This window comes from Actinomycetospora sp. CA-101289 (genome assembly GCF_050955895.1).
Taxonomy (GTDB): domain Bacteria; phylum Actinomycetota; class Actinomycetes; order Mycobacteriales; family Pseudonocardiaceae; genus Actinomycetospora.
The window spans coordinates 284,189-307,535 of record NZ_CP192093.1 but is presented as its reverse complement, the minus strand read 5'-3'; the positions used below and the strand labels follow the sequence as shown (position 1 = coordinate 307,535).

General features: G+C 74.2%; 26 protein-coding genes. 7 read left to right on the top strand and 19 right to left on the bottom strand.

Features of this window, described 5'->3' with window-relative positions:
- Nucleotides 1-127 precede the first annotated feature (127 nt).
- Nucleotides 128-3,493 carry an arabinosyltransferase domain-containing protein gene (locus ACQPX6_RS01485; RefSeq protein WP_433784949.1) on the top strand — a complete coding sequence of 1,122 codons (3,366 nt, stop codon included), beginning with the start codon at nt 128-130 and terminating at the stop codon, nt 3,491-3,493.
- On the opposite strand, the gene ACQPX6_RS01480 is transcribed toward ACQPX6_RS01485, so the two are convergent.
- Together ACQPX6_RS01480 and ACQPX6_RS01475 are read right to left on the bottom strand one after the other, a co-directional pair.
- Nucleotides 3,462-5,414: an aconitate hydratase gene (locus ACQPX6_RS01480; RefSeq protein WP_433784948.1), complete on the bottom strand. Its 1,953-nt coding sequence runs from the start codon at nt 5,412-5,414 to the stop codon at nt 3,462-3,464. The genes ACQPX6_RS01485 and ACQPX6_RS01480 overlap by 32 nt on opposite strands.
- Before the next feature lie 98 nt (nt 5,415-5,512).
- Nucleotides 5,513-5,773, bottom strand: coding sequence for a hypothetical protein (locus tag ACQPX6_RS01475; RefSeq protein ID WP_433784947.1), 261 nt, complete (start codon nt 5,771-5,773; stop codon nt 5,513-5,515).
- Between the two features lie 148 nt (nt 5,774-5,921).
- On the opposite strand from ACQPX6_RS01475, the gene ACQPX6_RS01470 reads away from it, so the two are divergent.
- From ACQPX6_RS01470 to ACQPX6_RS01460, 3 genes are all read left to right on the top strand, one after another.
- On the top strand, nt 5,922-6,167 hold the full coding sequence (locus ACQPX6_RS01470; protein ID WP_433784945.1) for a hypothetical protein: 246 nt from the start codon (nt 5,922-5,924) through the stop codon (nt 6,165-6,167).
- A gap of 109 nt (nt 6,168-6,276) precedes the next feature.
- The gene (locus ACQPX6_RS01465) at nt 6,277-6,429 is read left to right on the top strand and encodes a hypothetical protein (protein ID WP_433784943.1); all 153 of its coding nucleotides are present in this window, start codon (nt 6,277-6,279) and stop codon (nt 6,427-6,429) included.
- An 85-nt stretch (nt 6,430-6,514) separates the two neighbouring features.
- Complete coding sequence (locus tag ACQPX6_RS01460) at nt 6,515-6,910, top strand: DUF2267 domain-containing protein (RefSeq protein WP_433784942.1); 396 nt, start codon at nt 6,515-6,517, stop codon at nt 6,908-6,910.
- Nucleotides 6,911-6,936: 26 nt separating this feature from the next.
- Here ACQPX6_RS01460 and rfbA read toward each other — a convergent pair whose 3' ends face one another.
- From rfbA to ACQPX6_RS01375, 17 genes are all read right to left on the bottom strand, one after another.
- Nucleotides 6,937-7,881 carry a glucose-1-phosphate thymidylyltransferase RfbA gene (gene rfbA, locus ACQPX6_RS01455; RefSeq protein ID WP_433784941.1) on the bottom strand — a complete coding sequence of 315 codons (945 nt, stop codon included), beginning with the start codon at nt 7,879-7,881 and terminating at the stop codon, nt 6,937-6,939.
- Nucleotides 7,878-8,903, bottom strand: coding sequence for a dTDP-glucose 4,6-dehydratase (gene rfbB / locus ACQPX6_RS01450; protein WP_433784939.1), 1,026 nt, complete (start codon nt 8,901-8,903; stop codon nt 7,878-7,880). Before rfbB ends, rfbA begins: the two co-directional genes overlap by 4 nt.
- A gap of 81 nt (nt 8,904-8,984) precedes the next feature.
- Complete coding sequence (locus ACQPX6_RS01445; protein ID WP_433784938.1) at nt 8,985-9,467, bottom strand: Asp23/Gls24 family envelope stress response protein; 483 nt, start codon at nt 9,465-9,467, stop codon at nt 8,985-8,987.
- 52 nt (nt 9,468-9,519) lie between these two features.
- Entirely contained in the window at nt 9,520-9,807 is a 288-nt protein-coding gene (locus ACQPX6_RS01440; protein WP_433784937.1) for a gas vesicle protein K, read from the bottom strand.
- A complete protein-coding gene (locus tag ACQPX6_RS01435; RefSeq protein ID WP_433784936.1) occupies nt 9,800-10,069 on the bottom strand; it encodes a gas vesicle protein in 270 nt (89 codons plus the stop codon). The genes ACQPX6_RS01440 and ACQPX6_RS01435 overlap by 8 nt, the downstream gene beginning before the upstream one ends.
- Nucleotides 10,066-10,830 (bottom strand): GvpL/GvpF family gas vesicle protein, encoded by a 765-nt coding sequence (locus tag ACQPX6_RS01430; protein WP_433784935.1) that lies wholly within the window; start codon nt 10,828-10,830, stop codon nt 10,066-10,068. The genes ACQPX6_RS01435 and ACQPX6_RS01430 overlap by 4 nt, the downstream gene beginning before the upstream one ends.
- Entirely contained in the window at nt 10,827-11,321 is a 495-nt protein-coding gene (locus ACQPX6_RS01425; protein WP_433784934.1) for a gas vesicle protein, read from the bottom strand. The genes ACQPX6_RS01430 and ACQPX6_RS01425 overlap by 4 nt, the downstream gene beginning before the upstream one ends.
- Nucleotides 11,322-11,350: 29 nt before the next feature.
- Nucleotides 11,351-12,214 (bottom strand): gas vesicle protein GvpO, encoded by an 864-nt coding sequence (gvpO, locus tag ACQPX6_RS01420; protein ID WP_433784933.1) that lies wholly within the window; start codon nt 12,212-12,214, stop codon nt 11,351-11,353.
- Complete coding sequence (locus ACQPX6_RS01415; RefSeq protein WP_433784932.1) at nt 12,211-12,444, bottom strand: gas vesicle protein GvpG; 234 nt, start codon at nt 12,442-12,444, stop codon at nt 12,211-12,213. Before ACQPX6_RS01415 ends, gvpO begins: the two co-directional genes overlap by 4 nt.
- Nucleotide 12,445: 1 nt before the next feature.
- The gene (locus ACQPX6_RS01410; protein ID WP_433784931.1) at nt 12,446-13,270 is read right to left on the bottom strand and encodes a GvpL/GvpF family gas vesicle protein; all 825 of its coding nucleotides are present in this window, start codon (nt 13,268-13,270) and stop codon (nt 12,446-12,448) included.
- A 10-nt stretch (nt 13,271-13,280) separates the two neighbouring features.
- On the bottom strand, nt 13,281-13,637 hold the full coding sequence (gvpJ, locus tag ACQPX6_RS01405; RefSeq protein WP_433784929.1) for a gas vesicle protein GvpJ: 357 nt from the start codon (nt 13,635-13,637) through the stop codon (nt 13,281-13,283).
- Nucleotides 13,638-13,785: 148 nt separating this feature from the next.
- Complete coding sequence (locus tag ACQPX6_RS01400) at nt 13,786-15,063, bottom strand: SRPBCC family protein (RefSeq protein WP_433784928.1); 1,278 nt, start codon at nt 15,061-15,063, stop codon at nt 13,786-13,788.
- Nucleotides 15,056-15,955: a hypothetical protein gene (locus tag ACQPX6_RS01395; RefSeq protein ID WP_433784927.1), complete on the bottom strand. Its 900-nt coding sequence runs from the start codon at nt 15,953-15,955 to the stop codon at nt 15,056-15,058. Before ACQPX6_RS01395 ends, ACQPX6_RS01400 begins: the two co-directional genes overlap by 8 nt.
- 529 nt (nt 15,956-16,484) lie before the next feature.
- The gene (locus tag ACQPX6_RS01390) at nt 16,485-17,093 is read right to left on the bottom strand and encodes a PadR family transcriptional regulator (protein WP_433784926.1); all 609 of its coding nucleotides are present in this window, start codon (nt 17,091-17,093) and stop codon (nt 16,485-16,487) included.
- Nucleotides 17,090-18,190 (bottom strand): ParA family protein, encoded by a 1,101-nt coding sequence (locus ACQPX6_RS01385; RefSeq protein ID WP_433784925.1) that lies wholly within the window; start codon nt 18,188-18,190, stop codon nt 17,090-17,092. The genes ACQPX6_RS01390 and ACQPX6_RS01385 overlap by 4 nt, the downstream gene beginning before the upstream one ends.
- 123 nt (nt 18,191-18,313) lie before the next feature.
- The gene (gene nhaA / locus ACQPX6_RS01380) at nt 18,314-19,609 is read right to left on the bottom strand and encodes a Na+/H+ antiporter NhaA (protein ID WP_433784923.1); all 1,296 of its coding nucleotides are present in this window, start codon (nt 19,607-19,609) and stop codon (nt 18,314-18,316) included.
- Between the two features lie 83 nt (nt 19,610-19,692).
- Nucleotides 19,693-21,225 (bottom strand): alpha/beta hydrolase, encoded by a 1,533-nt coding sequence (locus ACQPX6_RS01375; RefSeq protein ID WP_433784922.1) that lies wholly within the window; start codon nt 21,223-21,225, stop codon nt 19,693-19,695.
- Between the two features lie 119 nt (nt 21,226-21,344).
- On the opposite strand from ACQPX6_RS01375, the gene ACQPX6_RS01370 reads away from it, so the two are divergent.
- The 3 genes from ACQPX6_RS01370 (at nt 21,345) to ACQPX6_RS01360 (ending at nt 23,314) form a co-directional block, all read left to right on the top strand.
- Nucleotides 21,345-21,866: an ATP-binding protein gene (locus ACQPX6_RS01370; protein WP_433784920.1), complete on the top strand. Its 522-nt coding sequence runs from the start codon at nt 21,345-21,347 to the stop codon at nt 21,864-21,866.
- Between the two features lie 20 nt (nt 21,867-21,886).
- A complete protein-coding gene (locus ACQPX6_RS01365) occupies nt 21,887-22,174 on the top strand; it encodes a PASTA domain-containing protein (protein WP_433784919.1) in 288 nt (95 codons plus the stop codon).
- Nucleotides 22,175-22,345: 171 nt separating this feature from the next.
- Nucleotides 22,346-23,314: a TIGR03557 family F420-dependent LLM class oxidoreductase gene (locus tag ACQPX6_RS01360; RefSeq protein ID WP_433784918.1), complete on the top strand. Its 969-nt coding sequence runs from the start codon at nt 22,346-22,348 to the stop codon at nt 23,312-23,314.
- Nucleotides 23,315-23,347: the final 33 nt, after the last annotated feature.

Below are 23,347 nucleotides of genomic sequence, written 5' to 3'. Positions count from 1 at the left end.
TAGCCGGGAGCCCCCGTGGATCCGTGGAGGACCCGGCCCGCGTCGCGGGCCCCGGGGCGCCGTCGGCCGGGATCGCCCGGTTAGCGTGGCGATCCCGGGAAGGACGAGGAACGAGGAGCGGCGGCTGGTGAGCACGGACGCCCCGCCGCAGGTGTCGGCCGCGCCCGACGGCTCGCCCCCGGACCCGTCCCGCCCGCCGCGCCGACCCGTCCCGGTCGCGTGGGTGATCGCGGTGGTCGCCGGGCTGACGGCCCTGGTCGGCGCCGTGTTCCTGCCGTTCGCGCCGGTGTCGGTGAGCACGCCCGAGGTGAGCTGGCCCGCGGACCCGCGCGACCCCGCCCCGACGATGCTCATGCTCACGGCCTACGAGCCCGCCGACCTCGAGGTCCGCTTCAGCTGCCGCGCGGCCCGCGCCGCCGCGGCCACGCCGGACGGCGTCGTGCTGTCGACGATGGGCCCGACGTCGCGTGACGCCGAGGCCGAGGCGCTGACGGTCGTGGCGCGCGGCGACGCGGTGAGCGTCCGCAGCGGCGGCTTCGACCTGTGGTCGGGGCTCCTGCCGGCCGACGACTGCCGGTTCGTGGTGGCGGGCGACGCCGCCGGGGTGCGCGTGCTGCTCGACGGCGCGGTGGTGTCCGCGACGCCGAGCCGCATCGTCGAGCCCGACCCGGAGGAGCGCCGCGAGCTCGAGCGCACCGTGCTGCCCGAGTCCCGGCCCGAGCCGCGCCCGGTGACGCCGCTGCCCGAGGTGGACGCCCTGCGGACGTCGGTGCCGCCCGGGACGCTGCTCACCGCCGACGACCTGTCGGTGCGCCTGGTCCTCGACGACGCCTTCGACCACACACCGACGCCGGGCAAGTCCGCGCTGATCACGCTCATCGTGGTGGCCCTCGTCGTCGGGGCGGTGGCGCTGGCCGTGCCGTCCGGGCGCGCCCCGCCGGCGCTGTGGGACGCGCGGGCCCACGAGCGGCTCGCGCGGTGGGCCCGGGAGCGCGCCACGCGCACCGGGGTGCGGCTCGCCGGCCTGCGCCCGCGGGCGGTGGACGTCCTCGTGCCGGCCGTGCTGCTCGCCTGGCTCTACCTCGCGCCGATCACCGACGACGACGGCTACTACAGCTCGATGGCGGCCAACCTGCCGTTCTCGGGCTACCTGGCGAACTACTACCAGCTCTACAACCAGGGCTTCACACCGTTCACGTGGCCGTACTACGCGCTCTCGTGGTGGCAGCAGACGGCCGGGGTCGGGATCGTCGCCCAGCGCGTGCCGGCCCTCGTCCTGGGCCTCGGCACCTGGGCGCTCGCCCGGGCGTTCGTGGCGCGCACCCCGCTGGGCGGGTCCGGGCGGTGGGCGCCCGCCTTGGCGCGCACGGCCCTCGCCGCGGCGTTCCTCGCCTGGTTCCTGCCCTACGACATGGGCGTGCGGCCGGAGCCGGTCGTCGGGTTCTTCGCGATCGCCGCGCTCGTCGCCGTGGCCGAGGCCCTCGATCGGCGCCGGATCGCCCTGCTCGGCCTCGGGGTGGGCCTCGCCGCCGCCGGGCTGATGGCCGCACCCACCGGCTTCGTCGCGCTCGCCCCGCTCGTGGCCGCTGCGCCCGCCGCGGGGCGGCTCGTGCGCGAGCGCGCGACCGGCTGGTGGTCGGTCGCCGGCAGCTGGGTCGTCGTGCTCGCCCCGCTCGCGGTCGGCAGCCTGCTCGGCTTCACCGACGGCGCCTACCGCGACTTCGCCCGCGCCCAGGAGATCTTCGCACCGGTCCAGCGGGTGCAGACCTGGTACGAGGAGCTGCTGCGCTACAACGCGCTGTTCGACACGCTCTCCCACCACGGGTCGTACGCCCGGCGCGCCGCCGTGGTGGCGTGCCTGCTGGCGCTCGTGTGGTTCCTCGTGCTGCTCGTCGCCGCCCGCGTCCGCGACCTGCCGGTGCCCGCGCGCCTCCCGCTCGCCGGCTGGTCGATGCTGCTGGCGCTCGCCCTGCTGCTGCCCACGCCCAGCAAGCCGACCCACCACTTCGGGGCCCTCGCCGGGCTCGGTGCGGTCTTCCTCACCCTGCTGCTCGTGACCGGTCCCCGCCTGGTCGCCGCGCTCGACCGCGCGCGCCGGGTGCCGCAGACCGCGCTGCTCGCCGTCGCCCTGTCCGCCGTGCTCGCCGCGGCGCTGGTGGGGCACGGGCGGGCGATGTGGCCGTACGGCTGGGGGATCGGGATGCCGTCGTACGGCGACTACCCCTCCGTGCGCGGGATCGCGTTCGACCAGCCGCTGTGGTGGGCGCTCGCGCTGCTCGTGCTGACCGCCGCCGCGGCGCTCGCCGCGCACCGGTGGGCCCGTCCGCGACGGCGCCTGGCCCTCGCGGTGGCCGTGCCCGTGCTGGTCGTCGGCCTCCTCGCGGTGATGACGACGTGGACGGTCCGCGACGTCACCCGCGCGGCGATCCGCACCTCGGGCGCGTGGTCCCCGCAGGGCGACGGCTGGACCGACCCCGCGGCCACCGGCTGCGGGCTGGGCGGGCAGATCGACGTCCTGGACCCCCGCGGCGCCCGCGCCCTCGCCCCGGCTGACGACACCGTGCCGGCGCCCGCCCTCGACGCCGACGACGCCCCGGACCCCGAGCTGCGCGACGAGCCCTTCGTCCCGGGCGCGTTCTTCCCCGCCAGCCCGCCGCCGCCCGGGACCCCCGACGCCACGACGGTCTGGGGCAGCTTCCTGGTCCCGGAGAACGGCGCGGACGCCGACGCGCGCACCGGCACCCTGGCCACCGGCTGGTACCGCCTCCCCCCGGCCGCCGACGCCGGGGTCGCCGTCGCGGTCTCGGGGCGCACCGCCCGCGACGTCTCGCTGCGCGCGGAGTACGGCCGGGCGACCCCCGGCGGGTTCGCCCCGCTCGGCAGCCGGCGGATCGGCGCCGACGACCCCGAGTCGGTCGCGTGGCGCACGCTGCCCCTGCTCGAGGAGGACGCGCCGCCACCGGGGGCCGACGTGGTGCGGCTCGTCGCCCAGGACGACAGCACCACGACCGGCGGCTGGCTGGCCTTCACCGCGCCGGTCCAGCGCGCCTGGGTGCCCCTGCCGCAGTACCTGCCCGCCGGCGCCGCGGTCGGCGTCGCCTGGCAGATCCGGACCTACTTCCCGTGCCTGCGCCAGCCCCGCCAGCAGGCCGGGGTCACCGAGCCGGCCGTCGCCGCCGTCGCCTTCACCTCCGGCGGGGACCCCGACGGTGCCCTGACCGACTGGACCTTCGACCCCACCCGCGGCGGGCTGCTCGGGCACGCCCAGCGGGAGGGCCCGGGCACGACGCTCACCACCCGCGTGCGCGGCGTCGGCGACGAGATCGACGACGTCGTCGTCCTCGACCTGCGCCCGCCCTACGACGACGGCGGCTACACGCTGACCCGCGAGCGCCGGACGGTGTCCGGGCTCCCCGAGGAGGGCGTCGACCTGCAGCCCGACCCCGGGGAGCCCGACGACCTCAGCCCTGCTGCTCCGCCAGCTGACGGATGAGCCCGCCCTCGAGGACCATGTTCACCTGACGGTCCGAGAGGCTGTGGCGGAAGGTGAGCTCCTGGCCGTCGACCTGCGCGGTGACCTCGGTGCCGTTCTGCAGCTGCTGGTGCACGTCGGAGAACGACAGGGTGGCGCCCTGGGCGATCTTCTCCCGGTCGCCGGCGTCGGCGAACTCGAGCGCGAGGATCCCGAAGTTGGCCAGGTTCTGCCAGTGGATGCGCGCGAACGACTCGGCGATCACGACGCGCAGGCCGAGGTACCGCGGGCAGATCGCGGCGTGCTCGCGCGACGAGCCCTGGCCGTAATTGGCGCCGCCGACGATGGCGTGGCCGGTCGAGTCCTTGATCTCCTCGGCGTTCTTCGGGTAGTCGGGGTCGATCCGGACGAAGGCGAAGCGGGCCAGCTCGGGGATGTTCGAGCGGAACGGCAGCGCCTCGGCGCCGGCCGGCGAGATGTCGTCGGTGGAGATGTCGTCGCCGACGGCGAGCAGCACCGGCACCTCGAACGAGTCCGGGAACGGGTCGAACTCCGGCAGCCCGGAGATGTTCGGGCCCTTGACCAGCTCCTCGTGCTGCGCCTCCTCCGCGGGGGGCGGCTCCTCGAGCATGCCCGGGATGACGGTGGGCTCGGGCAGGTTGAGCCCGTCCCACTTGAGGTCGAGCTCGTCGGCGAGCACCCGCGGGTCGGTGATCTCGCCGCGCAGCGCGCTGGCCGCCGCCGTCTCCGGCGAGCACAGCCAGACCTTGTCGTCGGCGCCGCCGCCGGAGCGGCCGGGGAAGTTGCGGGGGAAGGTCCGCAGCGAGTTGGTGCCCGGCGCAGGCGCCTGGCCCATGCCGATGCAGCCCATGCAGCCCGACTGGTGGATGCGCGCGCCGGCGGAGATCAGCGACGTCGTGCCGCCCCAGCGGGTGAGGTCGGCGAGGATCGGGCGCGAGGTCGGGTTGATGTCGAAGCTGACGCCGTGGTGGGTCTGGCGGCCGTCCACGATGCGCGCGGCGATGGCGAAGTCGCGCAGGCCCGGGTTGGCCGACGAGCCGATGACGACCTGGCCCACCGGGGTGCCGACGACCTCGCTCACCGGCACGACGTTGCCCGGCGAGGACGGCTGGGCGATCAGCGGCTCGATCTGCGACAGGTCGATCGACTCGGTGACGTCGTACTCGGTGCCCTCCTCCGCGAGCAGCTCGGTGAAGTCCTCCTCGCGGCCCTCGCCGGCGAGGAAGCGGCGGACCTCGTCGTCGGCGGGGAACACCGTCGTCGTCGCGCCCAGCTCGGCGCCCATGTTCGCGATGACGTGGCGGTCCATCGCGGTGAGCTTCTCCAGACCGGGGCCGTGGTACTCGATGATCCGGTTGGTGCCGCCCTTGGTGCCGTGGCGGCGCAGCATCTCGAGGACGACGTCCTTGGCCGAGCACCACGGCGGCAGCTCGCCGGTGAGCTCGACGCCCCAGATCTCGGGCATGCGGATGCTCAGGGGCTTGCCCGTGATCGCCAGCGCCACCTCGAGGCCGCCGACGCCGATCGCGAGCATGCCGAGCGAGCCGCACGCGGGCGTGTGCGAGTCCGACCCGATCATCGTCTTGCCGGGCTTGCCGAAGCGCTGCATGTGCGTCGGGTGGGACACGCCGTTGCCGGCCTTGGAGTACCAGAGCCCGAAGCGCCGGCACGCCGAGCGCAGGTAGGCGTGGTCCTCGGCGTTCTTCTCGTCGGCCTGCAGGAGGTTGTGGTCGACGTACTGGACCGAGACCTCGGTCTTGACGCGGTCGAGGTCCATCGCCTCGAGCTCCTGCATGACGAGCGTGCCCGTCGCGTCCTGGGTGAGGGTCTGGTCGATCCGCAGGGCGATCTCCTCGCCCGGCGTCATCTCCCCCTCGACCAGGTGGGACGCGATGAGCTGGTGGGCGACGCCGTGCGGCATGGAGGCCTCCCGGGGGGTCGGGCGAGCTGTGGTGGCCCGTCGGGTACCCCGTTCGGCACGAGATGCTGCACCCGGGTGCGGCGCGGCCCGCGCCGGGCTCAGCCCGGCTTGGCCGCCGCCTTCGTCACGTAGGCCTCGACGACCTGGCGGGCCTCGTAGATCGTCCGCGCGCTGCCCCACGCGTGCGGGTCGAGCCGGTTGTGCACCCAGCCGCCCGGGAGCTGGCGCGTGCCGAGGCTGAGGTGCCCGACCTCGCGCTGCCAGAGGATTTCGGACTGGAATCCGCGCGGGTCGTCCCAGGACCAGGAATACCCGTAGTCCTCGGACTCCTCGTGGACCTCGACCCCGTCGATCTCCATGACACGACCTCCCCGTCGGGAACCGCGGAGCGGATTCCTCGATCTAGGATCGGTGGCCGCCCGGGATTCCACGCGCGGCACTCGGAGCAATTTCGGTGCGGCGCTCGGCGGATTGCCCCGCCGCCGGTCGGGCCGGCGGAGGAGAACCATGACGGTGTACGTGTCGGTGCCCCAGATCCCGCTGACGCTGAAGTTCGAGGAGGGCCTCGACGCGGTCATGGCGCGGTTCACCCAGATCATCAACGACGGCGAGGTGCACCGGTACGCGTTCACCGAGAACCAGGCGGTCCTCGTGAACTACGGGGTGATCGCGTCGGTGACGTTCTCGGAGGGACCGCGCACGCTCGAGGTGTCCGAACTGAACCGCGGGCTGTCCGCGCGTCTCGACGACTGAACGCCGGCTCCGCCGAGCGGAGCACGCCCCTCTCCCGGAGAGCCCACCGGGGCACCGCTGGCCGACCCGACGGTGACGCGGGGGTGGTGTGGCGATTACCGTGCGGAGCATGCAACGCGTGGTGGGGCTCCTCGTGGGCGCGCTCGTGCTGTTCTGGATCATCGACTCGCCCACCACCGCGGCGGCGACGGTCACCAACATCCTCGCCATCCTCGCGAGCTTCGCCGAGTCCTTCGTGACGTTCACGCGCGCGCTCTTCTGATCGCGGCCCGTCCCCGCCGCGACGTGTGCGCGAAGGGCTGGCCCGGGCACCCGTCGCGTGGAACACGCCACGCGAAGGGAGAACGATGCAGGAACACGAGTTCGTCGCCGCGGTCAAGGAGAGCCTGGCGCTCCCGGACAACGAGAGCGCCGAACGCGCCGTCACCGCGACGTTGACCGTCCTCGGTCAGCGCCTCGAGGGCGGCGAGAGCAAGGACCTGGCCGCCCAGCTCCCCGGGCGCCTGGCCGACGCGCTGCCGGCCGAGGGTGGTGGCGAGCGCTTCGACGTCGACACCTTCTACCAGCGCATCGCCGAGCAGGAGGGCGACGGCGTGACCGTCGCCCAGGCCCGGCAGCACGCCCGCGCGATCGCCAAGGGCCTCGAGACGGCCCTGTCCGACGGCGAGTGGCAGAACTTCACCAGCCAGCTCCCGACGGACTTCCAGGACTTCCTGGGCACCGACCCGGTGCAGAATCACTAACCAGTCGCGCCAAGGAGATCCGCACGTCAGTGCTCCTCCGTCGCACTGCCGTGCGATCTCCGGCGCGCTCCGTCATCCGGCCGGGCCTTGTCCCCTGCTCGGCGGGCGACGTCCATGACGTACTCGCCGTAGCCGGAGCTGGCTTGGCGCTCACCGAGGACGAAGGCGGCGTCAGCGGTGATCCAGCCCTGGCGCAGGGCGATCTCCTCGAGACACGCGAAGCGCACGCCCTGGCGGTGCTCGAGCACCTGCACGTACTGGCTCGCCTCGATGAGCGACTCGTGGGTGCCGGTGTCGAGCCAGGCGAAGCCGCGGCCGAGGTCGATCAGGCGCGCGTCGCCGCGGGCCACGTAGGCCTGGTTGACGTCGGTGATCTCCAGCTCGCCGCGCGCCGAGGGCGTGAGCCCGCGGGCGATGTCGAGGACGTCGTTGTCGTAGAAGTACAGGCCGGTGATGGCCCGGTTCGACCGCGGCTGCGCCGGCTTCTCCTCGACCGAGAGCAGCCGCCCGGTCTCGTCGGCCTCGCCGACGCCGTAGCGGCCGGGGTCGCGCACGGGGTAGCCGAAGAGCACGCAGCCCTTCTCGCGCTCCAGGCGGGTGACCTGCTCGGCGAGGATCGTCGCGAAGCCCTGGCCGTGGAAGATGTTGTCGCCGAGCACGAGCGCGGCGGTGTCGCCGCCGACGTGGTCGGCGCCGATGAGGAACGCCTCGGCCAGCCCGTTGGGCGCGGCCTGCTCGGCGTAGGTGAACGAGACCCCGACGTCGCTGCCGTCGCCGAGCAGCCGCCGGAACGCCGGGAGGTCCACCGGCGTCGAGATCACCAGGATCTCCCGGATGCCGGCCAGCATCAGCACGGAGATCGGGTAGTAGATCATCGGCTTGTCGTAGACCGGCAGCAGCTGCTTCGAGATCGCCCGCGTCACCGGGTGCAGCCGGCTGCCCGACCCGCCGGCGAGCACGATGCCCTTCACCGCTGCCCACCCGCGCTGCCCCAGTCGGCCCCGGCACCCTCGACCACCGGCGAACGGCCGAGCAGCGGGCGCCACCACGCCTCGTTCTGCCGGTACCACTCGACGGTCGCGGCGAGGCCCTCGTCCCAGCTGACCCGCGGCGCCCACCCCAGCTCGCTGCGCAGCTTGGTGGAGTCCAGCAGGTAGCGACGGTCGTGGCTGGGCCGGTCCGGGACGATCGTCTTGAGGTCCGGTCCGAGCCCCAGCGTCCCGAGCACCGCGTCGGCGATGCCCTCGATGTCCACCTCGTGCCCGGAGCCGACGTTGTACGTCTCCCCCACGGTGCCTTGGTGGACGACCGCGTCGATCGCCGCGGCGTGGTCGTCGACGTGCAGCCACTCGCGGCGGTTCTTCGTCGAGGCGTAGAGCGGCAGCGGCTCGCCGGCCAGCGCGCGGGTGGTGAACAGCGGGATCACCTTCTCCGGGAACTGGAAGGGCCCGTAGTTGTTCGCGCAGTTGGTGATCGTCACCGGCACGTCGTAGGTCAGCCCGTAGGCGCGCACCACGTGGTCGCCGCCGGCCTTGGCCGCGTTGTACGGGGTCCGCGGCCGGTAGGGCGACTCCTCGGTGAACGCGTCATCGACGTCGAGGGGCAGGTCGCCGTAGACCTCGCAGGTCGAGATGTGGTGGAACCGGCCCACCCCGACCCGGCGCACCGCCTCCAGCAGCCCCTGGGTGCCCATGACGTTGGTGGCGAAGAAGTCGCCGGGCCGCAGGATGGCCAGCGAGTTGTGCGACTCGGCGGCGAGGTTCACCACCACGTCCACGGCGTGGGTGCGCAGCAGGTCGGCGACCAGGTCGGTGTCGCCGATCGACCCGTGCACGAACTCCACACCGTCGAGGCCCTCGACGTTGCCCCGCACCCCGGCGTAGGTCAGCGCGTCCAGCGCCACCACCCGGTCACCCGGGTGCACGCGGCGCCAGTACCGCACGACGTTCGCGCCGATGAAGCCGGCCGCACCGGTCACGAGCACGGTCGCCACGGGGGCCTCCTGGTCGCACGGCGGGCGGGGACGACGGCGATCGTCCCACGCCGCGTGCGGGCCCCCGGGCGGCCGCGTCGGCTACAGGCTGGCGGGCGGCGGGGGCGTCGCGCCGCTGTCGGCGTCGAGGTCGGCGCCGGGCAGGTGGACGTCGGTGATGACGACGTTGAGCTCGACGACGGTCACGCCCGCGATCTCCTCGACGGCCTTGGGCACGTGGCGGCGCAGTGCGCGGACCAGCTCCCGCGCCCCCACGCCGTACTCGATCTCGACGTCCAGCCCGATGTGGGCCTGCTGGTCGGCGAGCTCGACGCGGACGCCGGCGGTGTTCTCGGTGTTGCCCGTGAGGGTCTGGCGCACCGCGCCGACGGCCCGCGACGCGCTGGCGCCGAGCGCCACGACCCCGGGGATCTCGCGGGCGGAGTACGCGGTCACCTTCTGGACCACCGAGGGCAGCACCTCGGTGGTGCCGGGCACCGCCGTCGGATCGGCCGCGCCCCCCATCGACGTCGCCGTCGGGGTGGGGCTGTCGGGGGTGCTGCTCGGACGTTGGGCGCTGGTCATGCCCCCTGAGTACCCCGCGCCGCGGGGGTGGAGACCGCCCGATCGGCGGCGCTCAGCGATCCCGCGGCAGCAGCGGTCCCAGCGGTCCCAGATCCAGGTTGAGATCCTTCGGCGTGAGCCCGAACTGCTCGGTGAGCTCGTCCATCGCCTCGGCCAGCAGCATCAGCGACGTGCCGAGGTCCTCCTCCTCCTGCTCGGTGAGGTCGCCCTGCTCCACGCGCCGGATCGCCTGGCGCTCCATGAGCTGGCGCAGCAGCTCGACGATCGTCAGCACCAGCTTCATGAGGTCGCGCCGGACCTCGTCCTTGTCGATCTCGATGCGGTTCGGCCGCTCAGCCACGGCCGGCCTCCAGCTCGGCCTGGTCGGCGCGCTCGGCACGCGCCGCGAGCGTGCCCTGGCGCTCCACGGGCGCGATCGACATGACCAGCGCGCGGAGGGAGATGCGCACGAGGTCGACCCCGGCCAGCGAGATCGTCAGGTCGCCGACGAGCACGACACCGCCGGCGAGGAGACGGTCGAGCAGGTCGACCAGCGCGACCTCCTCGTCACCGAACAGCGACGTCGCCCGGGGCTCGAGCTCACCCGAGCCCGGCCCCGTCACGAGCCGGTCCCCGGAGCCGCCGCCGCGAACGAGTACGGGACCCAGGGCCCGGTGAGCTCGACCCGGACGCGCGGGTGGTCGGCGAAGGACGCCACGGCGGCGCGCAGATCGTCCACCCGCTCGACGTCCACGAGGTAGGCCTGGTTGAGGACCATCGGGTCGGTCTGCCCGGAGAGCTGCGCGTCCTGGAGCCGGTGCGCGCGCGTCGCCGCCGCGAGGGCGGTCACCGCGGCGTCCACCTCGACCGCGGCGGCCCGGGCGTCCTCGAGCGTCGTGTCGCCCTCGCGCAGCGCCTTGCGCCGCGCGCGCAGGTAGTCCGCGCCGGACCGCGGCTTCTCCGCCGCCTCCGGCGCGGCGGGACGTCCGCGCGCGTAGACCTTGAGGCCCCACTCCGCGCGGCCGGCGAGACGGTCGAGCACGGCGCCGAAGGTCGCGGCGCTCTCCGCGAGCACCGCGCGCACCCGCTCGTCGTCGAAGTAGACCGTCGCCAGGCCGAGCGGCGCGAGGACGTGGTCACGGCCCAGGGTGTCGACGACGTGGTGGTGCGCCCGGGCGGTGGCCGCGAGCCACTCGAGGTCCTCCAGCCGCTCCTCCAGCGCGCGTTCCTCGAACTCGGCGCGGTCGGCGTCGCTCACCACGGCGGTGACGCCGCCGTGCTCGACGGTGCGCACCGGGCGCCCGTCGAGGCCCTCGAGCCCCGCGACGGCGGCGGGGTCGACGTCGCGGGCGACGGCGTAGACGTAGGTCAGCGTGTCGCTCACCCGTCGGTCCTCCGCTTCCGGCGCGGCTTCACGGGTTCCGGCTCCGGCTCGGACTCGTCCTCCTCGACCACGTCGGCGTCCTCGATCTCGTCGGCCTCCTCCTGCTCACCGCCCTCGAGCGCCGCCGGCGCGTCGCGGCCCTCCAGGGCCTCGAGCCGCTCCCGCAGCCGCTGGTTCTCCTTCTCCAGCTCGGAGTGGCCGGACGACAGGGTGGGGTCGCGCTCCCACCAGTCGATGCCCATCTCCTTGGCGCGGTCGACCGACGCCACGATCAGCCGCAGCTTGATCGTCAGCAGCTCGATGTCGAGCAGGTTGATCTGGACGTCCCCGGCGATGACGATCCCCTTGTCGAGGACCCGTTCGAGGATGTCGGCGAGGTTGGTGCCGTCACCACCACCGCCGCCGCCGGCGCCGTTGCGGGCCGGCTGCCGCCCGCCGCCCTGGTTGGCGGTCGGCGGCATCTGCCCGGTCCAGCGCACCGGGTCGGTCATGGTGTGTCCCTCCGTGTGCCGCCCGGCGCTCAGTCCTCGTCGCCGCGGCCGCGTGTGTAGCGCTTGAGGCGTTGGTAGCTGATGAGCTCGCCCTCGGCGTCCATCTCGGCCTCGTACGTGGCGAGGATGTCACTGGTCTCCGGAATCTTCCGGCTCTCGACCACCTCGAGGCCCACGGTCCAGCCGTCCTCGGTGCGGCGCACCGACGTGACGGCCTCGCTCTCCTTGCCGCTCATCTCCTGCACCTGCTCGGCGGCCCACCGGGCGATCTTGCGTGCGGGGATGCGCTTCGGGGCCTGCGGCTCGGGCTCCGGCTCGGGTTCCGGCTCCCCGGCGTCCTCCTCGTCGACGTCCTCGACCTCGTCGTCCAGGTCCTCGTCCTCGACCTCGTCGTCGGACTCGTCCACCGGCTCGGGCTCGGGCTCCGGAGCCGGCTTCTCGCGACGCCGCGGGCGCTCCTGCGCCGCAGCGCCGTCGTCACCCGCGGGCCGGCGCCGGCGGCGGGGAGCCTGCTCCGCCGAGTCGTCGGACCCCTCGGGCTCCGCCTTCTTGCGACGTCGCGGGCGCTCCTGCTCCTCGCCGCCGTCGGAGGAGCCGGTGCTCGCGCGGCGGCGCCGCGGTCGCTCCGACTCCGCGGACCCGGAATCCTCGCCCTCGGGCCGGCGTCGGCGCCGTGGGCGTTCCCCGGTGCTCGTGCCGGTGCTCGTGCCGGTGCTCGTGCCGCTGTCGGCCGACTTGCGCCGGCGTGGGCGCTCGCCCTCGGCGGACCCGTTCGTGTCGGCCGACCCGTTGCCGGAGCCCTCCGCGGGCCGGCGACGGCGACGGGGGCGCTCCTGGTCGGTGACGCCCCCGTCCTCGTCCGTCGTGCTCTCGCGGTCGGCGGAGCGCGTCACCCGCCACCTCCGCCGACGAGGCGCTGCAGCAGGACCTCCTGCTGCTCGTCCCGTTCCTCCTCGGTGATCTCGCCACGATCGTGGGCCGCGTCGAGCTCGTCGATCTGGGCGCGGATCACGGCGGGATCGTGCATCTGGTGGTCGACCTGGTCGGCGATCTTCTCGCCCACCCACGCGACACCGCGGACGGGCGCGAGGGGGAGCAGCAGCAGCTCGGTGAAGAAGCCCACGTCAGACCTGGGCCTCTTCCGGCGCGTCGAACTCGGGGAGGAAGTCGAACGCCGCGGTGGGGCCGATGAGCCGGAGCTCGACCCGTCCCGACCACGCGTCGCCGAGGTCGTCGATCGCACGCTCGAAGTCGCTGCGGTGGTCGGTGCGCACGAGGAACGCGATGTGCACGGCCCCGTTCTCGCCGCCGACCTCCTTGACCTCCGTGGCCACCGCGAACTTCGCGATCGCGTCCACGCAGGCCTGGGCGTCGTCCGCCCGGATCTGCTCCATGGCCTTGGAGATGGCCTCCCCGAGGCGGATGCGGTCGTAGTAGCTCGCGTCCTCGTCGACACCCGCGACCTTCTCCCGCATCTGCTGGATGCGCGGGTCGGCCTCGAGGATGCGGGTGAGGATGACGTCCTGGTCGTAGTCGCCGCGCAGGCGGAACTCGAGGTGCCCCTCGAGCTGCTCGAGGGCGCGCACGAAGTAGTCCTGGTGCGGCGCGAGGAGCTCCTCGGCCACGGCGTCGTCGTCGGTGACGACGGCGCCGAACCGCATGGGCAGCACCGGGGTGTCCTGCGCGATGGCGTTGAGGACGGCCTCGTGCGCCATGAGGTCCTTGCGCGTGCCCAGCGCCCGCCCGGCGTCGACGTCGCTGACGACCGCGGCGAGGCCTCCCTCGGTGACGAGGCCCAGCTGGGTGCCCTCCTCGGCGGCCGGGATGGGCTCGAGCCCCTCGGGGATGCGGACGCCCGCCGGCACGATCCCGTAGATGTAGGAGCCGCGCGTGGTGCCCTGCTGCTGCGAGGACCCGGACGACGACCCGGAATCCGTCTGCTGACTCACGGTGCCTCCCTCACGCCTTCTCGCGCCGGCTGCTGCTCTGGCGCTCACCGCGCACCTCGTCCCACTTCTCCTTGCCGGCGTCGAGCACGCCCTTGGTCTTGCCCTTGGCGCCGCTCTCCGTCGCGCCCTGGGTCATGTCGCCCATGACCTGCCCGAGGTCCTTGCCGCCCTTGGCGTGCAGGTCCAGTCGGTTGGTGGCCTCCGCGAACCGGAGGTAGGTGTCGACGCTCGCGACGACGATGCGGGCGTCGATCGTGATGAGCTCGATCCCGACGAGGCTGACCTTCACGAAAGCGTCGATGACGAGGCCCTTGTCCAGGATGAGGTCCAGGACCTCAGCGAGCCCGCCCTGCGGCTCCTTCTGCACGCCTCCGCCCTGCCGTTGGCTGACGGTCACCGTGCCCCCTCTCTGTGCGCCGGGGAGTGGCACCGGACCCCGGCGGCGCCGGGGTCCGGTGATGTGGCGGTCGGCCCGGCTGCGCTCTCAACCGGGGTGGGGATCGGGCCGGGTCGGATCAGGCCGGCGTGCGCTGACGGCGCGAACGGCGCTTCGGACGCTCCTCCTCCGCGGGGGCCTCGTCCTCGGCGTCCTCGGCCTCGTCGACGTCCTCGGAATCGTCGACGTCCTCGGCCTCGTCGACGTCCTCGACGTCCTCGGCCTCGTCGACGTCCTCGAGGTCGTCCTCGTACTCGTCGTCCGCGACCTCGTCGTCGGCGGCCTCGTCCTCGAGCTCGGCGTCGTCGACGTCGTCCTCGGCCACGAGGTCGTCCTCGTCCTCGGCCGGGACGTCGTCCTCGTACTCGTCCTCGGTGTCGTCGAGCTCGTCGTCGTCGGCCTCCTCGGCCGCGCGCTGCTCCTCCTCGAGGGCTTCCTCGTGGGTCTTGACGACCTCGCTGTCGCGGATCTCGCCGCGCCAGCCCTCGAGCTCCTCGCGGTTGATCAGCGTGTCCATCATGACGTGGCGGCAGAAGTGCTTGAACTCCAGCCGCGCGCGCCGGCCGACGGCCCGCCACAGGTTCCCGGTCTTCTCCATGAAGCCCTGGGGGTAGTACTCCATGATCAGGACGATGCGCGTCAGGTTCGGCGCGAGCTCGCTGAAGGTGACGATGCCGTCCGCGGAGCCCTTGGCCCCCGACGAGACCCACAGGATGTGGCTGTCGGGCACCTGCTCCCGGATCGTGGTGGTCCACGAGCGCCGGGACCAGAACACCTTCGCGGTCCAGACGACCTTCTCGTCGGACTCCTGGTTGACCGTCTCGACCTTCTTCATGAAGCTCGGGAAGTCGGCCATCTGGGTCCACTGGTCGTAGGCCACGCGCAGCGGCACACCGACGTCCTGGACCTCGTAGATGTTCATGAACTTGAACTTGCCGCGGCCGCTGCTGGAGCTGCCTCCGCCGCCGCTGCCCTCGGCGTCGCCGTCGCCGTCGCCGTCGTCGCCGCCCATGCCGAGCGCCCCCGTGACCTTGTCCTTCACGGCGGAGAACCCACCCTTGAGCGCGCCGCCGATGCCACTGCCGCCCTCCGCCATCGACCCGACGCCGCCGAGGGCCGCCGACAGGCCCACGCCCCCGTTCTCGGCGACGTCGGTGAGCCGGCTCGTGAGGCCCTCGACCTGGTCGAGGGCCGCGTTCACGGCCTTGTCGGTGGCGGCCTTGAGCAGTGTCTGGGCCGCCTGCTTGAGGCGGTCGACGGGCAGCATGTCGGTGAGGCTCGACCCGCCGCCGTCCTCGTCGCCGCCCTCGGGGACCTGGCCGTTGGTGGCCTGTCGGGGGTCGGTGGTCTCAGTCATCGCGCTTCACCGTCCGACGGGACCCTGTGCCGGCGGTCGCGCGGCTGCGCGAGCCGCCCTCCGACGAAGACGCGCGTGACCGCCCTCCGGCGGATGACTTGCTGCGCGTCCCGTTGCTGCCGTTGCGCGTCGACGAGGAGCCGGAGCCCTCCGAGGAGGAACCCGACGCGCCCGAGGACGCGGTGGACGACGAGCGCCGGCGGCGCTCCTGCCCGGTCGACGAGGAGGAGGACGACGGGGCGGACGACGACGAGCTGCGCGAGCTGCTGCGTCGGCGCGTGCCCGCCGCGCGTGCGGGGGCCTCGGACTCGGGCTCGTCGCCCTGCTCGTCCTCGGTGTCGTCGACGTCCTCGGCCTCGTCGACCTCGTCGACGTCCTCGGTGTCGTCGACGTCCTCGTCGGCGGCCTCCTCGGCGGGCGCCTCCGACTCGTCGGCGGCCTTGCGGCGGCCCCGCTTGCCGAGGCGGCTCGTGGCGCCCTCGACCGCGCTGGCGGCACCGCCGGAGGCGCCGCTGACGGCACCGCCGACCGCGCTGCCCGTGGTGGAGGCGGCGTCGGTGACGGCCCCGCCGGCCTGGCCCGCGGCGTCGCCGGCGGCACCGGCCGTCTGCCCGGCGGCCTGCCCGGCCGCCCCGGCGGCGTCGGCCGCCGGCTTGCCGAGGTTCTCGACGCGGTTGACCAGGTTGTCGGTCAGCGCCTCCATCCGCGAGCTGGCCACCGCGAGGGCGGCGTCCTTACCGGCCTCGAGGAGACGCCCCCGGATCGCCGAGTCGAGCTTCTGGAGCTCGGGCGACGCCTGGATCAGCTTGCCGGCCTGTGCGAGCAACTGGGCGGGATCGGTCGGGAGCTTCTTCCCGGCGAGCGCGCCCCCCAACATGATGGCGAATTTCATCTTCTTGGTACGACCCAAGAGATAACCGCCGATGACCGCGAGAGCCAATCTCAGGCCTGCCGGCACCGTGCACCTCCGAACGGATGGTCCTGCTGTGCGGTGGACCACAGCCCGCCGCTGACGGACCGGACATTACAGCGCGCCCTCCGTGAAAGCGCTAGACCGGGAAGATCAAAAATAGGGTGGCCCGACGGGTGCACTTCTCGATCAACTGGCCGCAGCAGAGGTGCGGGCATTCGGGCGCCATTCTTGTGCCTAATCACGCTGGGCCGTTCGCTACATTCTGGATAGGAATGTCGCCGACGTTCGGTGGGCCGTACGCGATCAGGCCGCGCGCTGCTGGACGACCGTCGCCGACGCCGTGGCGCCGTGATCGAGTCTGTCACCGGGGTGGCCTGCATCACAAGGCCCTGATCACAGGGCCGGAGCGACCGATATCGCTGGTCGGACCGGCTCAGCGGGCTGCCACCGCGTGCGCCGCCCGGTTGATCGGGCGCGGCGGCGTCGTCCGGCATCCGGAACGGCGCGGTCAGTCCTCGTCGTCGGCGCGCACCACGGCGTCCACCGCTCGGCGGAGGGCCTCCCAGGCGCGCACACGCGCCCGAACCGCTCGGCGACCTGGCTCCGTCAGGCGGTACCGACGGCGTGTCGTGTCCGGGTCGCGCTCGACGAGACCCCGCCGGACGAGGCGGTGCAGGGTGCGCTGGACCGTGGTGGGCGGCGGGGCGAGCCCACCTCCGCTGTCGTGGCGCAGGCGCTCCGCGATCTCGCGGCCGTCGCCCGGTCCGCGGCGCAGCGCGACGAGCACGAGCAGCTCGACGTGCTCGTGCGACACCAACCGCACGGCACCCCAGCGGCGCGCCGTCCCGGACGCCGTCGCCGGCGGCAGGCTCGCGGGCCCCGCGGGGCGCGACCGACGTCCGCGCGGAGCGCGGGGCGCGGGCACGGCTGCCGTGCCGGTGCCCTCGTCGACCTCGGCGCTCTCGTCGACCTCGGGTGCTGCGTCGACCTCGGGCCCCGGCTCCCCCGCCGGCTCCTCGCCGCGCCGCGGGCGCGGGGGCAGCAGGCCGCGCAGGCTCGCCGCGGCGGGGCGGCCGAAGGCGTCGCTGAGGTCGTGGGCGTGCGGGTCGGCGGTCACGGGGTGGCCTCCTGCTCGGGGCGGGCGAGGGGGGTCGCCGGGGCGGTGGTGTCGCTCTCCTCGGCCTCGCGCAGCAACGTGAGGAGCTCGACGCCCAGGTCGCGGTAGTCGCCGGCCACGCTCGCGGCGGTCGGGGACAGTCGCCGTCCCCCGGCCTCCTTCTGCCCCGCGCGCAGTGCGGCCCACCACGCCGGCTGGGCTGCGACCTCCTGCTCGAGCTCGTGGGCGAGCTTGCCGAGGCGCCGTGCGTCCTGGGCGGTGCGCTCGGCGTGGCGGATCGAGGTGGTGAACAGCGGCGAGTGCCCGCCGAACGCCCGCGCGACGGCCTCGCGGACCTCGGCGTGCACGACCCGCGAGCGCGAGCCGGTCGCGAACAGCACGGCGCCGAGCAGACCGAGCCGGGGGTTGAGCTCGCGGGCCAGGGTGAAGCGCTCGCCGACCAGCCGCATGCCGACCAGCCCGCCGACGTCGGACTTGGTGGGCATGAGCACCCAGCGGGCCGCGGTCAGCGCGAGGTCGGTGAGGATCGTGGTCTCGGGCGGGCAGTCGACGAAGACGAGGTCGTAGTCGCCGGCGACGGGCGCGAGCACGTCGGCGAGGGCGCGGAACGCGTCCCGCCCGCGCTCCTGCACCCGCGACACCATCAGCGGGACGAGGTCGACCAGCCGCGAGCCGCCCGGCACCACGTCGAGCCCCGGCCGCACGCCCTCGACCGGGCGCAGTGGGGAGCCGCCGACGATGCTCAGCAGCAGGCCCGCGCCGTGGTCGTCGATCGGCTCGTCGCGGAAGCCGAGGTCGTCGGCGAGGTTGGCCTGCCGGTTGAGGTCGACCAGCAGGCAGCGGTACCCGGCGGCCGCGAACTGGCCCGCGAGGTTGGCGACGATGGAGGTCTTCCCGACCCCGCCCTTGTCGTTGACCATCGCGATCGTCCGGGCCAGCGCGTCCCCGTCGGGCTGGGCGGGCGGGTCGGGCTGCTCCTGCGGCTCGGGCGCGACGGCCGCGACCGGCGTGACCGTCTCGCCCGCCCGACCGGGTCGGGCGCGGGTGCCGCGACGGCGGGTGGCGCTGCGGGCCGTGCGGCCCGCCGGTCCGGTCATGCGGCGAGGGTGCGTGGCGGTGTCGTCGCGGGCAAGGCCGACACCCCTCCGCCGGCCCGCTTGGGGCCGCGTGGCGGCGGTGGTACACCCCGTCGGCCCAGCGGGGGCCAGCGGCCGCGACCGTCAGGAGCCCTGCTCCCGGGCCTCCTCCTCGTAGACGTCGGGCACGTCGTCGTGGTCGCGGTCGACGCGCTCCCGCTCGTGGATGCGCCGGTGCACGGCGTTCCGGTAGCGCAGGACGACCGTGGCGAGCAGGGCGGCGAGCAGCGACGCGCTCAGCACCCCGATCTTGACGTGGTCGTCGGCGGCGCTGCCGGTGCCGAACGCGAGCTCGCCGATGAGCAGCGACACCGTGAAACCGATGCCCGCCAGCAGGGCGAGCCCGAACACGTCGGCCCAGGACAGCTCCTCGGAGAGCTGCGCGCGGGTGACCCGCTGGACGAGCCAGGTCGCGCCGAGGATGCCGACGACCTTGCCGGCCACGAGGCCGGCGACGATCCCCAGGGTGACCGCGTCGGTGAACGCCGCGCCCAGCCCGCCGCCGATGACCGTCACCCCGGAGGCGAAGAACGCGAACACGGGCACCGCGAACCCGGTGGACACCGGCCGCCAGCGGTGCTCGAAGTGCTCGGCCAGCCCCGGCCCGGGACCCTCCTTCCGCCGGATCACCGGCACCGCGAACCCCAGGAGCACCCCGGCCACGGTCGCGTGGACCCCGGACTCGTGCACGAGCACCCAGGTCAGCGCGGCCAGCGGCAGCAGCAGCCACCAGGAGCGGACGCGCCGCTGGACGAGCAGGGTGAAGACGGCCAGCGGCAGGAGCGCGAGCAACAGGGGCACGACCGCGAGCCGGTCGGTGTAGAAGAGCGCGATGATCGTGATCGCGAGCAGGTCGTCGACCACGGCGAGGGTCAGCAGGAAGGTGCGCAGCGCGTCGGGCAGCGAGGACCCGATGAGCGCGAGGACAGCCAGTGCGAAGGCGATGTCGGTGGCCGTGGGGATCGCCCAGCCCGCGGCGCCGGGCCCGCCGAGGTTGATCGCGGTGTAGATCAGGGCCGGGGCGATCATGCCGCCGACCGCGGCCGCGATCGGCAGGGCCGCCTTCGCCGGGCTCCGGAGGTCGCCCGCCACGAACTCGCGCTTGAGCTCGAGCCCGGCGACGAAGAAGAAGACGGCCAGCAGGCCGTCGGCGGCCCAGGTCGCCAGGGTCAGGTCGAGGTGCAGGGACGCGGGACCGACGCGCAGCTCGGCCAGAGCGCCGTAGGCCTCGCGCCAGGGCGAGTTCGCCCAGAGCAGCGCCACCAGGGCGGCGCCGACGAGCAGGACGCCGCCGACCGTCTCCCGGCGCAGGACGTCGCCGATCCGGGCCGTCTCCGACCACGTGCGGCGGGCGAACAGGCGGGGCGTCGAGCGGGTCACGGGTCCTCCGGCGGGCAGGCGTCAGCGACTGCCGACCAGACTTCCCGGCGCACCGGCGCCGACCCTACGGGCTCGGCCGCGCCTCAACAGGTGGTGTTCGGCGGCGGCAGTGTCGTCTCGAGCAGGTAGCGGTTCACCGCGTCGTCGATGCACGGCACACCGTTCGTGTAGACGGTGTGGCCGTCGCCCCGGTAGGTCAGCAGCACCGAGCCGGGCAGGCGCTGGGCCAGCGCGACGCTGTTCTGGTACGGCGTCGCCGGGTCGTCGGTGGTGCCCAGGATGAGCATCGGGGGGCCGAGGTAGTTCTCGAGCGGGGTCAGCGGCTGCTGCGGCGCCGGCCAGTCGGCGCAGGTCAGGCCGCTGACGAGCACGTTGCCCGAGAAGTGCGGCGCCCGCGCCTCGGTGGCGCGCGACGAGGCGAACACCTGCGCGTCGTCGGTGGGCCAGGCGTTGTCCAGGCAGGTGACGGCGTTGTAGGTGTCGGAGTTGCTGCCCCGGAAGTACGCGGCGGCGAGCTGGCTCATGGGGCCGCCGTCGCCGCGGTCGGCGGCGGCGAGGGCCTGCGCGAGCTGGGGCCAGCTCGTCTCGCTGTAGAGTGGGTAGACGACGCCGATCTCGAACATCCCCGCCGACAGCGGGCTGCGCCCGGGCACCGGCAGCGGTGCCGCGGCGAGCCGCGCCCGCACGCGGTCGACGACGCCGATGGGGTCGGCGCGCACCGGGCAGCGCGGGTCGGCCGTGCACGCGGCGGCGAACTGGCGCAGCGAGTTCTCGAAGCTCTCGGCCTGCGCGGAGTCCAGGCCCGGCTTGGTCACGTCGACGACGCCGTCGAGCACGATCGCGCGCAGCCGCGTCGGGAAGAGCTGGGCGTAGGTCTGGCCGATCGACGTGCCGTACGAGAAGCCCAGGTAGCTGATGCGGTCCTCGCCCAGCGCCTCGCGGATGCGGTCCATGTCGCGGGCCACGTTGCGGGTGCCGAGGTGGGGCAGGAGGTCGGGGTAGCGCTGGCCGCAGGCGAGCGCGTAGCGATCGACGGCGTCGTTGGTGGCGACCTCGTCGGCGGGGTCGCCGGGGTCCGGGTCGCCGAGGTAGGGCGTGTCCGGGCCGAGCGGGCACTCCAGGCCGCGGCTCCCGCCGACGCCGCGCGGGTCGAAGCCGATGACGTCGAAGCGGTCGGTGATCTCCGGGGGCAGCAGGCCGGCCTGGACGATCTCGACGCCCGAGCCGCCGGGCCCGCCGGGGTTGACGAGCAGGACGCCCAGCTTGGCGGCGGGGTTCGTGGCCGGCCGGCGGGCGATCGCGATCGGCAGGTTCGGCCCGGCCGGGTTCGCGTAGTCGACGGGCACCGGCACCGACGCGCACTCGAGCCCGCCCGTGCAGGGGGTGAACGACGGCCCGGGGCCGGCAGTGCTCGAGGTCCCCGGCGGCGGTGCCGAGCGGGCGGCCTCGGTGGAGGACATCGGGATGGGCGGCACGCCGGGCTCCGGGCCGCGGGCGCAGCCGGCGAGCGCCAGCGCCGTCAGCGCGAGCACCCCCAGGCCCTGCACCAGGCCGCGCCGGCGAGACCGTCGCCGGCCGGGCCCGGCCGCTCCGGACCGCGGGTGCCGCTGCGCCATGTGCTCTCCTGCCGTCCGGGACCGCCCCCGGCTGCGCCGGGTGGCCCATCTTGCCGGGCCGGTCGTCGCAGTCGCGCACGCCTCCCGCTCACCCCGGCGCCGGCGCCGGTCGCCGGATCGTGGACCTCGCGCGGGGGTTCGCCGTGCCCGGCGCGGTCGACCCCGTCGCCATGGAGCCGAGGGACGGGCCGGGACCGGGGACGGACCCCGCCGCGCCGGCACGTCCGCGACGGGTCGTCCACGAGGTGACGCACGACCACGTCCGGCCCGAGGACCTGCGCGGCCTGCGCACGGACCTGGTGTCCTGGGTGCGCGCGACGGCGGGGTCCCCCGCGGGCCCGGCGCTGGCCGATCGCCTCGAGGACATCGCGACCGCGTGCTACGAGGCGCTCGCCAACGTCGTCGACCACGCCTACGGCGGCGACGGCGGTGCGGTCCGGCTGGTCGCACGGCTCGACCCCGCGGAGCCGCCGTGGCTGGAGATCGAGGTGGCCGACCGCGGCGCGTGGCGCCCGGCCCCCGCCGACCCGGGGCACCGCGGGCGCGGGCTGGCGCTGCTCGCGGGGACCGCCGACGGCCACGACGTGCGGTACGACCCCGACGGCACCCGGGTCCTCCTGTGGTGGCACCGCCCGCCGTGAGCTGACTACGGTCGGTGCCCATGAGGACACCCGAGCTCGTGCTCGTGCCCGCGCTGGTGGGACTGCCGGCCGCGCAGGCGCACGAGGTCGCCATGGCGGCCCGGGTCGTCGCGGTCGATCCCGACCCGGACACCCCGCCCACGGTCGAGGGCACGGTGACCGCCCAGCAGCCGACGGCGGGCACGCGGGTGCCGGCCGGCGAGGCCGTGACGATCTGGGTGGAGCCCGACTCGGGCGGCGGTGGGGGCGGCGGCAACATGCCGCGCATCGAGCCCGACAAGCCCCTCGACGGCGCCGGCGCCAACTAGGAAGGCCCCGGACGGTCGTCGGGTCGGGGGTCCGACGACCCTCCGGGGCCACCCGGGAAGTCGTCGGCGGGGCGGGCGGCGTTACGCCCGCGAGCACGGCCGTCCGGGTGTGGTGTCGCGCCGGGTCGGGGACCCGGACGGACCAGCCGTCCCGCCCGGAGGTGTCCGTCCGTGAAGATCGGTTACAAGCTGATCGCCGAGGCCTACTCGCCGACCGAGATGGTGCGCCAGTGCGTGCGCGCCGAGGAGGCCGGCTTCGACTTCGTCGAGATCTCCGACCACTACCACCCGTGGGTGTCGGAGCAGCAGCACTCCGGCTTCGCCTGGTCGATGCTCGCGGCGATGGCCGCGAAGACGGAGCGGATCGAGCTGGCCACGGGCGTGACCTGCCCGTTCATCCGGTACCACCCGGCGATCATCGCCCAGGCCGCCGCGACCACGCAGCTGCTCTCCGACGGCCGCTTCACGCTCGGCCTCGGCTCCGGGGAGCGGCTCAGCGAGCACGTCGTCGGCAAGGGCTGGCCGGCGGTGCACGTCCGCCACCAGATGTTCCGCGAGTCCATCGAGATCATCCGGCTGCTGTGGCGGGGCGGCTACCAGACCTACGAGGGCAAGCACCTCACGCTCGAGGACGCCCAGGTGTTCGACCTGCCCGAGACGCTGCCGAAGATCATCGTGGCGACGGGCGGCCCGCAGGCCTCGAAGCTCGCCGCGGAGCTGGGCGACGGCATCTTCACCACCGAGCCGCGGGCGGACCTCATCCAGGCGTTCACCGACGCCGGCGGCGAGGGCCCGCGCTACACGGAGGTCCCGCTGGCCTTCGGCGCCACCGAGGACGAGGCCGCCGAGCAGGCCCGCAAACTGTTCCGCTTCGGGCTCACCGGCTGGAAGGTGCAGGCCGAGCTGCCGAACCCGGTCAACTTCGACGCGGCCACGGCGATGATCACCGCCGACCACATGCGCGAGGCGTTCGCCTGCGGGCCGGACACCGACAAGCAGCTGCAGGTGGCCCAGCAGTTCGTCGACGGCGGCTACGACCACCTCGCGCTGATCAACGCCGGGACCGACGTCGACGGGTTCTTCGACCACTTCAGCAAGGAGCTCGCCGAGCCGCTGCGGGCGCTGCGCCCCTCGTCCTGACCACGGTCGTACCCTCGGGGGTGGGCCGGACGG